The organism is Paenibacillus borealis, from assembly GCF_000758665.1.
In the GTDB taxonomy this organism is placed as follows: domain Bacteria; phylum Bacillota; class Bacilli; order Paenibacillales; family Paenibacillaceae; genus Paenibacillus_AQ; species Paenibacillus_AQ borealis.
Genome location: NZ_CP009285.1, coordinates 64,375 through 77,156 on the forward strand (window position 1 = coordinate 64,375; position 12,782 = coordinate 77,156).

The window sequence follows — 12,782 nt, forward strand, 5'->3', positions numbered from 1 at the left end:
CGTTGAAACAGGTGAAAAGCGGTCATGATTCCACAATATTTGGTTGATTTCGATCTTCAGGAGCTTCCTGTAATTAAGACAGACTGTATTGTGATTGGTTCAGGCATTGCCGGTTTGTTCACAGCGATCAAAGCCAGTGAAGACCGGAAGGTCATTATGATTACGAAGAAGACAGTAATGGAGAGCAATACGCGGTACGCCCAAGGGGGGATTGCCGCTGTATTCTCTGAAGATGATTCTCCGGCGTACCACCGTCAGGATACTTTGATGGCCGGTGCGGGGCTGAACTCCTCTGCAGCTGTAGATGTACTGGTGAATGAAGGTCCGGAGGGCGTCCGCGAACTCATCCGGCTCGGCACCATATTCGATAAGGAGAATGGCGAGCTCGCGTTGACCCAGGAGGCAGCACATAGCCACCGCCGTATTCTGCATGCGAACGGGGATGCCACAGGCTATGAAATTGTCCGCGCCTTGGCGGAGCAGGCAGAGCAGCATAAGAACATCGAAGTATGGGATGACCATTATGTCATTGATCTGATCACCGTAGACGGGGAATGCGTGGGGGCGCTGGTACAACGGCCGGGCGGCGGACGCTTATTCCTGCAGGCCGATGCAACTATTCTGTGCTCAGGCGGAGCCGGTCAATTGTACCGCTATACGACCAATCCTGAAGTGGCGACCGGCGATGGTGTAGCCATTGCCTACAGGGCTGGCGCCCATATACGGGATATGGAATTCATCCAGTTTCACCCGACAGCACTCAGTTATCCGGGAGCCCCGCGCTTTCTGATCTCGGAAGCGGTGCGTGGTGAAGGTGCTGTACTGCGCAACATCAACGGAGACCGGTTTATGGAACGGTACCACGAGCTGCTGGAACTGGCCCCGCGAGATATTGTAGCCCGGGCGATTGTGAGCGAGATGGAGCTGACCAAATCGACCTTTGTCTACCTTGATATTACACATGAATCTGCGGATATGGTCAAACACCGCTTCCCGACGATCTATGAGACCTGTATGAGTTATGGACTGGATATTACAAGTGACTGGATTCCGGTGGCTCCTGCTGCGCATTATATGATGGGGGGCGTTAAGACCGATCTGAACGGGGAGAGCACCGTTTCCCGCCTGTTTGCCTGTGGCGAGGTTTCTTCTACAGGGGTACAGGGAGCTAACCGGCTGGCCAGTAATTCCTTGTCGGAAGCGATCGTCTTTGGCCGCCGGATCGTAGAGCGCATCCATCAGCTTCCGCCGCTTGGACGGGATACAGTATCAGCAGGCTGCGACCAGGGCCGGGTGGAGTCACCTACCCAGGCTATTGTGGAGCGGCGTCTGAAGCTGCAAAAGGTTATGGTACGCTACGCCGGACTGCGCCGGAATCAGGAAATGCTGACTAAAGGATTGGATGAATTAAAGCGTCAGCTGCCGATTTTTAATGCGGCACTTACGAAACGTGAAGAATACGAGTTCGCTAATATGCTTACGTGCTGCCTGTTGATCACCGAATCGGCACTGGCACGGGAGGAGAGCCGCGGCGCACATTATCGTGAAGATTATCCGCTGCGGAATGATGCAGAGTGGCAGAAGCATCTGCTCCAGATTCGCGAACTGGGAATAGTGGAGGAATTAAGTGATGATGTTTAACGGCTATAACGAAGAACTGCTCCAGGCTATTAAGGGCTGGCTGCAGGAGGATGTTGGATCAGGGGATATCACAACCCGAACAACCATACCCCAAGGACATGAGTCCAAAGGGATTATCCATGCCAAAGAGGACGGAGTGATCTGCGGACTTCCCGTGGCTGAACTGGTTTTTGAGGTGGTAGACCCGACACTGGTATTCACGGCATTGGTACAAGAAGGCCAGCCGGTGTCCAAAGGCACGGTCATCGCTGAAGTGGAAGGCAGCACGCATGCCATTCTTACAGGCGAACGGCTTGCGCTTAATCTGATGCAGCGTTTGTCCGGTGTGGCCTCACGGACAGCTTCTTTCGTGCAAGAGCTTCAAGGTCTGCCTACCCGGCTGGTGGATACCCGCAAGACAACGCCAGGCCACCGGATGCTGGAGAAATATGCTGTACGCATAGGCGGCGGAGCGAATCACCGCTTTGGCTTGTATGATGCGGTAATGATTAAGGATAATCATATTAAGGGAGCCGGAGGCATCCGTCAGGCGGTAGGGCGTGCCCGGGCCAATATCCCCCACACCATGACGATCGAAGTGGAAACAGAAAGCCTGGAGCAGGTAGAGGAAGCCATTGCTGCCGGAGCGGACATTATTATGCTTGATAATATGTCACCTGAGCTGATGAGGGAAGCGGTACGAAGAATCAGAACCAAAGCGCGGCATGTCAAAATCGAAGCTTCGGGCAATGTATCTCTGGAAACGGTACGCGGGATTGCAGAATCGGGTGTAGATGTCATTTCTGTAGGACGGCTTACCTATTCCTTCGCCAGTCTTGATATCAGCCTGGATCTGAATGGCAAGAAAGGCGGAAACCTGTAATGATACTTGTCGTTGATATAGGGAATACGAACATCGTGCTTGGTGTTTACCGGGGGCGTGAGCTGCTTCATCATTTCCGGCTTAGCACTGCGCGTCAATCGACCGTGGATGAATATGGTGTGCTGATTCATAATCTGTTCCACATGTCGAATATATCGTTTAAAGATGTAGAGGGGGTCATCATCTCCTCAGTTGTTCCGCCGCTGGTTCAGGTTATCGTGGAAATGTGTGTTAAATATATCGGCAAAGACCCGCTGCTTGTAGGCCCCGGAATCAAAACCGGGCTTAATCTGCGTTATGAGAACCCGCGCGAAGTGGGGGCGGACCGGATTGTAAATGCCGTTGCGGCTATCGAGCAGTATAAATGCCCGCTCGTGGTGGTTGATTTCGGTACGGCGACTACGTTTGACTGTATTGATGCCGGAGCGAACTATCTTGGCGGGGCAATTGTGCCGGGGCTGGGAATCTCTACAGAGGCCTTATATCAGCGGGCATCCAAGCTGCCGCGGATTGAGCTGGAGAAGCCCAAGAAGGTTATCGGACGCAACACCGTCCATGCGATGCAGGCAGGGATTATTTTTGGCTATGCCGGCCAGGTAGAGGGAATTGTAAGACGTATTAAGCTGGAGATGAATGCACCCGTTCTCAAGGTTATTGCTACAGGGGGGCTTGCTCCGCTGATTGCCGGCGAGACGGATTGCATTGATGAAGTGAATCCCATGCTGACGCTGGAAGGATTACGAATTATTTACAACCGGAACAAATAATCTTGAAGTGGAACCATATACAGACAGATAGGAGGCGTATGCACCCAATGGAAAAAAAGAAGGACCGGCTTATCCGGGGAACTGCCATGAACGGGAAGGTCAGAGCATTCGCAGTCCGTACTACAGAACTCGTTGACGAATTGCGGCGCAGACATGATATGTATCCGACAGCTACAGCTGCGCTCGGCCGTACTGTAACCGCCGCAGCCATCATGGGCGCAATGCTCAAGGGTCAGGAGAAACTGGCGATTATGGTTAAAGGAAATGGCCCGATCGGACAGATTACAGCTGAATCCAATGCCCTGGGCGAAGTCCGCGGTTATGTGAGTAATCCGCATGTTCATCTGCCGAGCAATAGCCTTGGCAAGCTGGATGTCGCAGGTGCTGTAGGTACGGAAGGATTCATTGATATCAGCAAGGATCTGGGGATGAAAGAGCCATACCGCGGAAGTGTGCCTATTGTCTCGGGAGAGCTGGGAGAGGACTTCACTTATTATTTTGCCATTTCGGAACAAACACCTGCAGCTGTAGGGCTGGGTGTATTGGTGGAGACAGATAACTCTGTAAGAGTAGCTGGAGGCTTCATTATTCAGCTGCTGCCCGGCCTGACGGATGAAGAGATCACCGAGATTGAGCACGCTGTTGGAGCGATGCCTTCGGTGACGGCAGTTCTGGACCAAGGGCTTGAACCTGAGGAGATGCTTCATTTGCTGCTGCCGGATGCTGTAGTCCTTGATGAACTCGAAATCTCCTTTGTCTGTCAATGCTCGCGTGAGCGGATAGAAGAGACACTGGTCAGCCTGGGCCAACACGAACTGGAACAGCTGATTGAAGAAGATGATCAAGCTGAAGTCATATGCCATTACTGTAATGAAGCTTACGTGTTTAACAAGGATGAACTGCAGGTAATCCTCGATCAAGCGAAATCGTAGGGCTATGGGATGATGACAAGACAGGAGCGCGCGCTGCGCAATACCGTTATATTACTCGCCGTCGCGACCTTAATGCTTGGAGGTCTTTTATTCTGGAGCCTGCGTGCAATGGCCCTGCTTAAGGGTGAGGCTGCAGACGGAGAGGCTTCGGATATTGCTGCGGCCGGAGGCCAGCCGGTCACGGACCGGGAATGGATGGATGAACTCAAAAAAAAGCATGGCGATGAAGTACTGCTGGGCATGCTTAATCATATCGTTGTAGGCAAGGAAGCAGGAGCTCTCGGGATCACGGTCACCGATGAGGAGATAGAGCAGGAACTGAAGCGCAGCATGTCCGGCTATGGCTCAGAGGAGCAATATTATGAGCAGATGCAGTCCGAACTTGGACTTTCCCGCCAGGAACTGCGCGAGGAGACTGCGTACCGGCTGAAGCTTCAAGCTGTAGCCACCGCAGGTATTACGGTCAGTGAAACTGAAATTGATGATTATTTGGCACAGAACGCTGAGAGATTCACTCCCAGGAAGCAAATGCAGCTCTCTATGATCAAGCTGGAAACCTATAACGGGGCTAATCAGGTTATGGACCGCCTGGAGCAGGGAGAGGATTTCGCTGAGCTGGCCAGAGAGGTATCGACCGATGAGGAGAGCCGCCAGCATGGCGGTAATATCGGAACGGTGGAGGAGAACGATCCATTCTGGCCGGAGGAGCTGCTGAAGACAGCAGCGGGGCTTGAGGCCGGAGATATCGCCGGGCCGCTGCAGGTCGAGGGCGGCTATGCTGTGATCCGGCTGGAGAAGCTTATTGATCCCGAGAAGCCGGATCAGGAGGAGATCCGCCGGCTGATACGCCAGGAGCTGGCGCTGGAGCAGGCAGCGCCCTTGCAGCAGGTGGAAAGCGATTTGCGCGCCAAATATGATACAGCAATATATATTGACAACAGCCTGCAAGATTGATAATATGAAATTAAATGTAAAACCTACTGATTTAGTCGGAAATAATAAGCGGCACAACATATGCTGATCATAACTGTCATAAGTTCCGCACCCCAATTCATCTATCATTCCAAGGAGGTTTTTGCTCATGGCTAAAGTCGTCAACAGTGTAACAGATTTGATCGGTGGCACACCGCTCGTTCGTCTGAATCGGATTGTTCCGGAAGGCTCTGCAGAAATTTATTTGAAGCTGGAATATCAAAATCCGGGTTCGAGCGTCAAAGACCGCATCGCTATCAGCATTGTGGAAGAAGCTGAGAAAGACGGTTCCCTGAAACCTGGAGGCACCATTGTAGAAGCCACTAGCGGTAATACCGGGATTGGCCTGGCGCTTGTTGCTGCTGCCAAAGGCTACAAGGCGATCATTGTTATGCCTGAAACGATGAGCCTTGAGCGCCGCAACCTGCTGCGTGCTTATGGCGCTGAGCTGGTATTGACTCCAGGATCGGAAGGGATGAACGGGGCTGTTAAGAAAGCTGAGCAGATCCTGAGTGAGAATCCGGATTACTTCCTTGCGGAGCAGTTCAAGAACAAAGCTAACGTGAAGATTCACCGCGAAACCACTGGACCGGAAATCGTGGAAGCAATTGAATCCATTGGCGGACCTCTTGATGCGTTCATCGCAGGTGTGGGTACAGGCGGAACGATCAGTGGTGCGGGTGAAGTGCTGAAGAGTCAGTATCCTGATGTGAAGATCTATGCCGTAGAGCCGGCAGCTTCCCCAATTCTGGCCGGAGGCAAACCGGGTCCTCACAAAATCCAGGGAATCGGCGCAAACTTCGTCCCTGACATCTTGAACCAGGATATCTACGACGAAATTATTCATGTAGAGAATGACGAAGCTTTCGAAACGGCCCGCCGCGTAGCCAAAGAGGAAGGCGTGTTGTCCGGTATTTCTTCCGGTGCTGCTGTATTCGCTGCCCTCAAAGTAGCTAAGGAGCTGGGCGCAGGCAAGAAGATCGTTGTTATTATCCCAAGTAACGGCGAGCGTTACCTGAGCACACCGCTGTATAACTTTGAAGTATAATTGCTGAGAACCAGTAATTCAGAAGAGCCTGCGATCCGCTTCCATAGGGATACCGCAGGCTCTTTTTTGAATAACGGGCTTTTCAAAGTAACCGGATGTACAGTATACTGACAGGCAATAAACTATCGTAGAAGCCAGCTTATGCTTTCGAAGCGAGTTTTGTACGAAATAATATCGATGAGGCTATGCTTCACAAAAATTTAGGGGGATGGATGTGGAGATCTTAACGGCTTGGCAGCAGTGGGAACAATGGTCGGACGAAGCCTGGAGCGTCCTTCCCCTGGTCCTTCAGTCACGACAGCACAAAGGGGGCCTGCCCGGCAGCTGGCAGAAGGCCTGGGAGCTGGCTTCGCCGTATTCCGTTGTTCTGGAGAGCGGTAAGGGCGGGCGTTATACGTATTTGGGCTTGCATCCTGTTTCGGTTATCAAGGGTAGCGGAGACAGCGCGGAGCTCTACAGTCTGCCTGATGCGTGTGTGGGACAACCCCAAGCTGAGCCTGAAGCTGCCGGGTTAATTCAAGGACAGCCGCTGGAAGTGCTGCAGGAGTGGATGAAGGACTATACCTCGCCCCGTGTACTGCTTGACGGGCAGCCACCCTTCACGGGGGGCTGTGTCGGATTCTTAGGCTATGATGTAGTCCGCTCTCTGGAGAAGCTGCCGTCCTGTGCCAAGAACGATCCTGATTTCCCTGATTATCTGTTCATGAGGCTGGAAGAGCTATGGATCTATGATCATCGCGAGGAGATAGTCTATTGTGCAGTCCATGTGCCAGTCACGGCAGCGTTATCCACTAACCTGACTGAGCTGCACACAATGTATCTTGCTGCTGTGAGCCGTGCAGAGAGAATGCTGGAGCAGTGGAATCTTATACTGGCACCAGCCGGCTCTGAAGAAGCTGATGCTGCTAAATATGCTGACATTGCCGGTCTGATTGAGGCTGAGGTTAATGTCACCGGAGAATGGCCCGGCATGCACTCGGATTTCTCGCCGGAGCAATTCCAGCAGGCCGTGCTGAATGTTCAGGAATACATCCGCGCCGGCGATGTCTTCCAGGTGAACCTGTCGCTGCGCCAGCAGGCGCAGCTGCAGTCCTCGCCGGAGGATGTCTACGAGTGGCTGCGCAGACTCAACCCGTCCCCGTACATGGGGCTGCTCCGCACGCCCGGCTTCGCCCTCTCCAGCGCTTCGCCGGAGCTGCTGGTGAAGCTGCACGGGGACAAGGTCAGCGCCCGCCCCATAGCCGGTACCCGGCGCCGGGGCCACACTCCCGCGGAGGACGCCGCCATGGAGGCGGAGCTGCGCGGGAGCGAGAAGGAGATCGCCGAGCATATTATGCTTGTCGATCTCGAACGCAACGACATCGGCCGTGTCGCTGCGTACGGGACGGTCAGCGTGCCTGAGCTGCTGACCGTCGAGCGATACTCGCATGTGATGCATCTCGTCTCGCAGGTGGAGGGCATCGCCGCACCCGGCAAGGATGCGTTCGATGTCATTGCCGCCTTATTCCCCGGCGGCACGATCACCGGCGCGCCCAAGGTGCGCACGATGGAGATTATCGAAGAGCTGGAGCCGGTCCGCCGGGGTCCATATACTGGATCCATGGGCTGGATTGACTATAACGGCAATATGGAATTAAATATAATTATACGCACGTTGGCCGTGAAGGACGGAATCGGCTACATTCAGACAGGAGCGGGCATTGTGATCGATTCGGATCCTTACCGTGAGTACCGGGAATGCCACAATAAAGCCAAAGCGGTAGTGAAGGCGATTCTCTGCAGCGAACGCGAGCAGGAATTGCAGACTACCTCCGGCGCCGAAGGAGGAAGCTTTTAATGATCTTGGTCATCGATAATTATGATTCCTTTACGTATAACCTGGTGCAATATCTGGGTGAGCTGGGGGAGGACGTTAAGGTATCCCGTAACGATGAGATCAGCATTCAGGAGATTGAAGCCCTGGCACCGGACCATATTTTGATCTCTCCGGGACCTTGTACACCGAATGAGGCAGGCATCAGCCTCGAGCTGCTGCAGCATTTCAAAGGAGTCATCCCGATCTTTGGCGTATGCCTCGGCCATCAGGCCATCGGACAAGCCTTCGGCGGTAATGTCATCCGGGCAGAACGCCTGATGCACGGCAAAACCTCGCCGATCCACCATAATGGCACCTCGGTCTTCGAAGGACTGGAATCTCCGTTTACGGCAACACGATATCATTCCTTGATCGTTGAACGGGAGAGTCTGCCGGATTGCCTGGAGATTACTGCGGAGACAGCCGAAGGAGAAATCATGGCTTTGCGCCATAAGGAATACCCGATAGAAGGTGTGCAGTTCCATCCCGAATCGATTATTACCGATCATGGACACACGATGCTCCGCAATTTCCTGAAACGGAGAGCCGGAGAACCGGCATGAAATATATAGGACTTAACAACAAAGCAGTCGACGCCAAAGACGCCGTGGTCTCCGCTCTGGATCACGGTTTTTTGTACGGAATGGGTCTGTTTGAGACCTTCCGCACTTACGGGGGGCAGCCCTTTCTGCTGCAAAAGCATCTTGACCGGATGGCAGAGGGCTGCCGGCAGCTGGGGATTCCGTTTGCGCCGGATGTGCAGGAGCTGCAGGAATGGATTCGGCTTGTAATGGACAGGAATGAACTTAGCGATGCCTATATCCGCTATACGGTTACGGCCGGTGAGGATATCCTCGGGCTGCCGGCGGGAGATTACAAGCAGCCTAATCAGCTGCTGTATATCAAAGCGCTGCCGGCAGTGCCGGAGAGTCTGTACAGCGAAGGCAAAGAACTGCAGCTGCTGCACCACCGGCGGAATACCCCGGAGGGCAATGTGCGGCTGAAGTCGCTGCATTATATGAACAACATCCTGGCCAAGCGCGAACTATCCGGTTACCCGGCTGCTTCAAGAGGAGCAGAGGGCCTAATGCTGACGGCAGCGGGCGACCTCGCTGAAGGAATTGTGAGCAACATCTTTTTCGTCTCAGGTACCCGGCTCTATACCCCCGATATTGCCACAGGCATTCTTCCGGGAATTACCCGGGAAATGGTGATGGAGCTGGCAGCAGCAGCAAGCCTTCTTCCTGAGCAAGGCTTCTACCGCTGGGAGCAGCTTGAGGCTGCTGACGAAGTCTTCCTCACCAATTCGGTGCAGGAGATCGTGCCGGTAACGACGCTTTGGAACGGGGACCGGAGAATAGCTGTAGGCAGTGGACGCTGCGGCGAACGGACAGATGCGATCATGAAGCTATACAGAGAAAGGGCGGGAGGCTGGAATGAAGCCGGTAATATATAAGCGGAGCTACCGCTGCGGAAGCGGTGAGCTGATTTTAGGCGGGCGGACCCTGATCATGGGTATCCTGAATATTACGCCGGATTCTTTTTCCGATGGAGGATTGTGGGTAGATCGGGATAGAGCGGTCGAGCATGCACTGCAAATGGCGGCAGAGGGTGCCGATATTATTGATATAGGCGGAGAGTCGACACGTCCGGGTCATCAGCCGGTGGGAGCCGAGGAGGAATTGGCCCGCGTGCTGCCTGTTATCGAGAGCATTCACCGTGTTGCCCCTAATCTGCCGCTATCTATTGATACTTATAAAGCTGAGGTAGCGCGCCGCGCAATACAGGCCGGTGCTCATATCATCAACGATGTCTGGGGCGCCAAGGAAGATCCGCAGATGGCGGCAGTTGCTGCACAGGCGGATTGTCCGATTATTCTGATGCATAACCGCCATTACCGCAATTATCAGGATTTGATCAGCGATATGACGGATGATTTGACCGCGAGCATTAATCTTGCGCTGGCAGCCGGAGTAAGGCCGCAGAACATTATTCTCGACCCGGGAATCGGCTTCGCCAAGGATTACACGGAGAATCTTCAGGCTATGATGGGCTTGGACGCACTGACGGAGCTTGGGTATCCGCTGCTGCTGGCTACTTCACGCAAGAAGTTTATCCGTACCGCACTCGATCTGCCGGCAGAGGATGTTGTCGAAGGAACCGCTGCTACAGTCGCTTTTGGTATTGCCCAGGGCTGCCAGATTGTGCGGGTGCATGATGTCTCAATAATTAAACGTACAGTAGATATGTGCGATGCTATGTTGTACGCCGCCTCACCTGTGGTGCGTGACTAGACTATTTCTCAGAAGAAGGCAGGTACCCATAATGGATAAAATGACGCTGCACCGCATGGAATACTACGGATATCACGGGGTGTTTGAAGAGGAACGCAAGCTGGGCCAGCGCTATTATATTGATCTCGAGCTGGAGCTTGATTTGCAGGGAGCGGGTCTCAGTGATGATCTGGAGCAGACCGTGAATTATGCCGAAGTACATTTCCTGGTCAAAAAAATTGTCGAAACAAAGTCCTTTAAGCTGATTGAAGCTTTGGCAGAACATATTGCATCCGCGGTACTGGACACTTATACTGTTATCAATGCAGTAACCGTCAAGGTAACGAAGCCGCATCCGCCATTCGATATTCATTTTCAGGGAGTAACCGTAGAACTGCGCCGGACGAGAAAGTGAGACAGAGTCATGAATATACACTCCACCTCTGAGGCATCAGAGGCTTATATTGCTTTAGGGGCTAATTTGGGCGACCGTGAAGGAACGCTGAGAGAAGCTTTGAACCAGTTGGACCAGCATGAAGAGATTGAAGTTCTGCGCACCTCAGCGGTATACGAGACCGAGCCGGTTGGTTATCTGGATCAGCCCCAGTTTCTGAATATGGCGGCTGCTCTGCGTACCACGCTTGCGCCGGAGGCTCTGCTTCATGTCATGCTGGAGACCGAGACCCGATTAGGCCGTGTCCGTGATATCCGCTATGGACCGAGAACCGTGGATTTGGATTTGCTTTGGGTAGAGGGACTGAGCCTGGACACGCCGGACTTAACACTGCCGCATCCCCGGATGCTGGAGCGGGCGTTTGTGCTCTTACCGCTGAGTGATATCGTTTCACAGAACGAAGAGTCTTCCGGATTCCGAGGCTTAATTACAACAGCGCTGCAAGACATAGACGGAAAGGAAGGAATTCGCTTGTGGACAACAAACGTATGGGACGGCGGGTTAGAGCGTTCCGAAAGCTGAAGGGCTACACTCAGCAGGAGTTGGCGGATTCTGTCGGAATATCCTTGGCCGTGCTTGGGGCGGTTGAGCGGGGTAACAGACGCTTGGAAGATCAAATTTTAAATAAAATTGCGGATGTTCTTGGGGTTACGGTCGATGAATTGGCCAACCCGGCTACATGAGCTCCTCAAGCTGATATACAAATAAGGAAGTGATTCGGTATGTTGAAGATTGGCGATATTGAGATGAAGAACCAGGTGGTATTGGCGCCTATGGCCGGCGTGTGTAACCCTGCCTTCCGTCTGATTGCCAAGGAATTCGGGACCGGCCTGGTCTGTGCCGAAATGGTCAGCGGCAAGGCTATTGTGCATGGTAATTCGCGTACCCGTGAGATGCTGTTTGTGGATGAGCGCGAGAAACCGCTGAGTCTGCAGATTTTTGGCGGAGACCGTGAGTCGCTGGTGGATGCAGCCAGAATTGTGGATAAAGAAACGAATGCCGATATTATAGATATTAATATGGGCTGTCCGGTGCCGAAGGTGACCAAATGTGATGCCGGAGCCCGCTGGCTGCTGAATCCGGACAAGATTTATGAAATGGTATCTGCTGTTGTAGATGCCGTGGATAAACCAGTGACAGTGAAGATGCGGATCGGCTGGGACAGTGAGCATATCTTTGTTGAAGAGAATGCGCGCGCTGTAGAGCGTGCCGGTGGCAAGGCAGTTAGTGTACACGGCCGTACCCGTGAACAACAGTACACAGGGCATGCTGACTGGAAGTATATCCGTATGGCCAAAGAGGCCGTATCCATTCCGGTCATCGGCAACGGCGATGTGAATACGCCTGAAGATGCGCGGGCCATGCTGGATCAGACCGGCTGCGACGGCGTAATGATCGGGCGGGGGGCACTGGGCAATCCCTGGATGCTGTACCGGACCATTCAATACCTGAGTACCGGCGAGCTGATGCCTGAACCGGATGCCGAAGAGAAGATCAAGGTAGCCATTCTCCACATGGATCGTCTGATCGCCCTCAAGGGTGAAGCGGTAGCAGTCCGCGAAATGCGCAAGCACTTGGCCTGGTATTTGAAGGGCCTTAAGTCCGCTGCCCGGGTGAAGGATGTTATTATGGAAGAAACGAAACGTGACGAGATGGTGCGGATTTTGAGTGATTTTGTCGTTCAGCTTAAGGATGAAGAAGAGCAGAAAGACCTTGAGTCCCCGCTTTCAGTGGTTTAATGCTATATTTAAGAAAGGAATGGACGCCTATGCGCATCCATTCCTTTCTTTTAGAATATTAAAATATATGTCGAATAATACAGTATTTCAGACACTTCAACGGAGAGAATGCCCAAACATACGGTGTTTCCCCTTGTGTCATTGACATTTTGTAGCGGTTCCAATATAATTTCACAGTATAAAATCGACGTTACAGCAGGAGCATGGAGAAGGAGGGTTCTGATCCCTCCGGATTCGCA

At 53.0% G+C, this 12,782-nt stretch carries 14 protein-coding genes; all 14 read left to right on the plus strand.

All coding sequences use genetic code 11. From position 1 onward, the window contains the following. Positions 1-24 precede the first annotated feature (24 nt). The 14 genes from nadB to dusB all read left to right on the plus strand — a co-directional run bounded on the left by nadB (position 25) and on the right by dusB (position 12,543). The gene (gene nadB / locus PBOR_RS00300; RefSeq protein ID WP_042209942.1) at positions 25-1,641 is read left to right on the plus strand and encodes an L-aspartate oxidase; all 1,617 of its coding nucleotides are present in this window, start codon (positions 25-27) and stop codon (positions 1,639-1,641) included. Continuing rightward, entirely contained in the window at positions 1,631-2,503 is an 873-nt protein-coding gene (gene nadC, locus PBOR_RS00305) for a carboxylating nicotinate-nucleotide diphosphorylase (RefSeq protein ID WP_042209945.1), read from the plus strand. Before nadB ends, nadC begins: the two co-directional genes overlap by 11 nt. Next, positions 2,503-3,270, plus strand: a complete 768-nt coding sequence (locus tag PBOR_RS00310) for a type III pantothenate kinase (RefSeq protein ID WP_042209947.1) — start codon at positions 2,503-2,505, stop codon at positions 3,268-3,270. The genes nadC and PBOR_RS00310 overlap by 1 nt, the downstream gene beginning before the upstream one ends. A gap of 47 nt (positions 3,271-3,317) precedes the next feature. Continuing rightward, entirely contained in the window at positions 3,318-4,202 is an 885-nt protein-coding gene (hslO, locus tag PBOR_RS00315) for an Hsp33 family molecular chaperone HslO (protein WP_042209948.1), read from the plus strand. A 9-nt stretch (positions 4,203-4,211) separates the two neighbouring features. After that, entirely contained in the window at positions 4,212-5,156 is a 945-nt protein-coding gene (locus PBOR_RS00320) for a peptidylprolyl isomerase (RefSeq protein ID WP_081971859.1), read from the plus strand. A 127-nt stretch (positions 5,157-5,283) separates the two neighbouring features. Beyond that, positions 5,284-6,222 carry a cysteine synthase A gene (cysK, locus tag PBOR_RS00325; protein WP_042209950.1) on the plus strand — a complete coding sequence of 313 codons (939 nt, stop codon included), beginning with the start codon at positions 5,284-5,286 and terminating at the stop codon, positions 6,220-6,222. Positions 6,223-6,436: 214 nt separating this feature from the next. Then, entirely contained in the window at positions 6,437-8,059 is a 1,623-nt protein-coding gene (locus PBOR_RS00330; protein ID WP_425415511.1) for an anthranilate synthase component I family protein, read from the plus strand. Next, positions 8,059-8,640: an aminodeoxychorismate/anthranilate synthase component II gene (gene pabA, locus PBOR_RS00335; protein WP_039309532.1), complete on the plus strand. Its 582-nt coding sequence runs from the start codon at positions 8,059-8,061 to the stop codon at positions 8,638-8,640. The genes PBOR_RS00330 and pabA overlap by 1 nt, the downstream gene beginning before the upstream one ends. Beyond that, positions 8,637-9,533 carry an aminotransferase class IV gene (locus PBOR_RS00340; RefSeq protein WP_042209953.1) on the plus strand — a complete coding sequence of 299 codons (897 nt, stop codon included), beginning with the start codon at positions 8,637-8,639 and terminating at the stop codon, positions 9,531-9,533. Before pabA ends, PBOR_RS00340 begins: the two co-directional genes overlap by 4 nt. Then, positions 9,514-10,371 carry a dihydropteroate synthase gene (folP, locus tag PBOR_RS00345; RefSeq protein ID WP_042209954.1) on the plus strand — a complete coding sequence of 286 codons (858 nt, stop codon included), beginning with the start codon at positions 9,514-9,516 and terminating at the stop codon, positions 10,369-10,371. Before PBOR_RS00340 ends, folP begins: the two co-directional genes overlap by 20 nt. A 31-nt stretch (positions 10,372-10,402) precedes the next feature. After that, positions 10,403-10,765 carry a dihydroneopterin aldolase gene (gene folB, locus PBOR_RS00350; RefSeq protein ID WP_042209955.1) on the plus strand — a complete coding sequence of 121 codons (363 nt, stop codon included), beginning with the start codon at positions 10,403-10,405 and terminating at the stop codon, positions 10,763-10,765. A 9-nt stretch (positions 10,766-10,774) separates the two neighbouring features. Beyond that, entirely contained in the window at positions 10,775-11,326 is a 552-nt protein-coding gene (gene folK / locus PBOR_RS00355; RefSeq protein WP_042209956.1) for a 2-amino-4-hydroxy-6-hydroxymethyldihydropteridine diphosphokinase, read from the plus strand. Beyond that, positions 11,278-11,487, plus strand: a complete 210-nt coding sequence (locus tag PBOR_RS35965; RefSeq protein ID WP_039309539.1) for a helix-turn-helix domain-containing protein — start codon at positions 11,278-11,280, stop codon at positions 11,485-11,487. The genes folK and PBOR_RS35965 overlap by 49 nt, the downstream gene beginning before the upstream one ends. Positions 11,488-11,526: 39 nt before the next feature. Continuing rightward, positions 11,527-12,543, plus strand: coding sequence for a tRNA dihydrouridine synthase DusB (gene dusB / locus PBOR_RS00365; protein WP_042209958.1), 1,017 nt, complete (start codon positions 11,527-11,529; stop codon positions 12,541-12,543). Positions 12,544-12,782 lie beyond the last annotated feature (239 nt).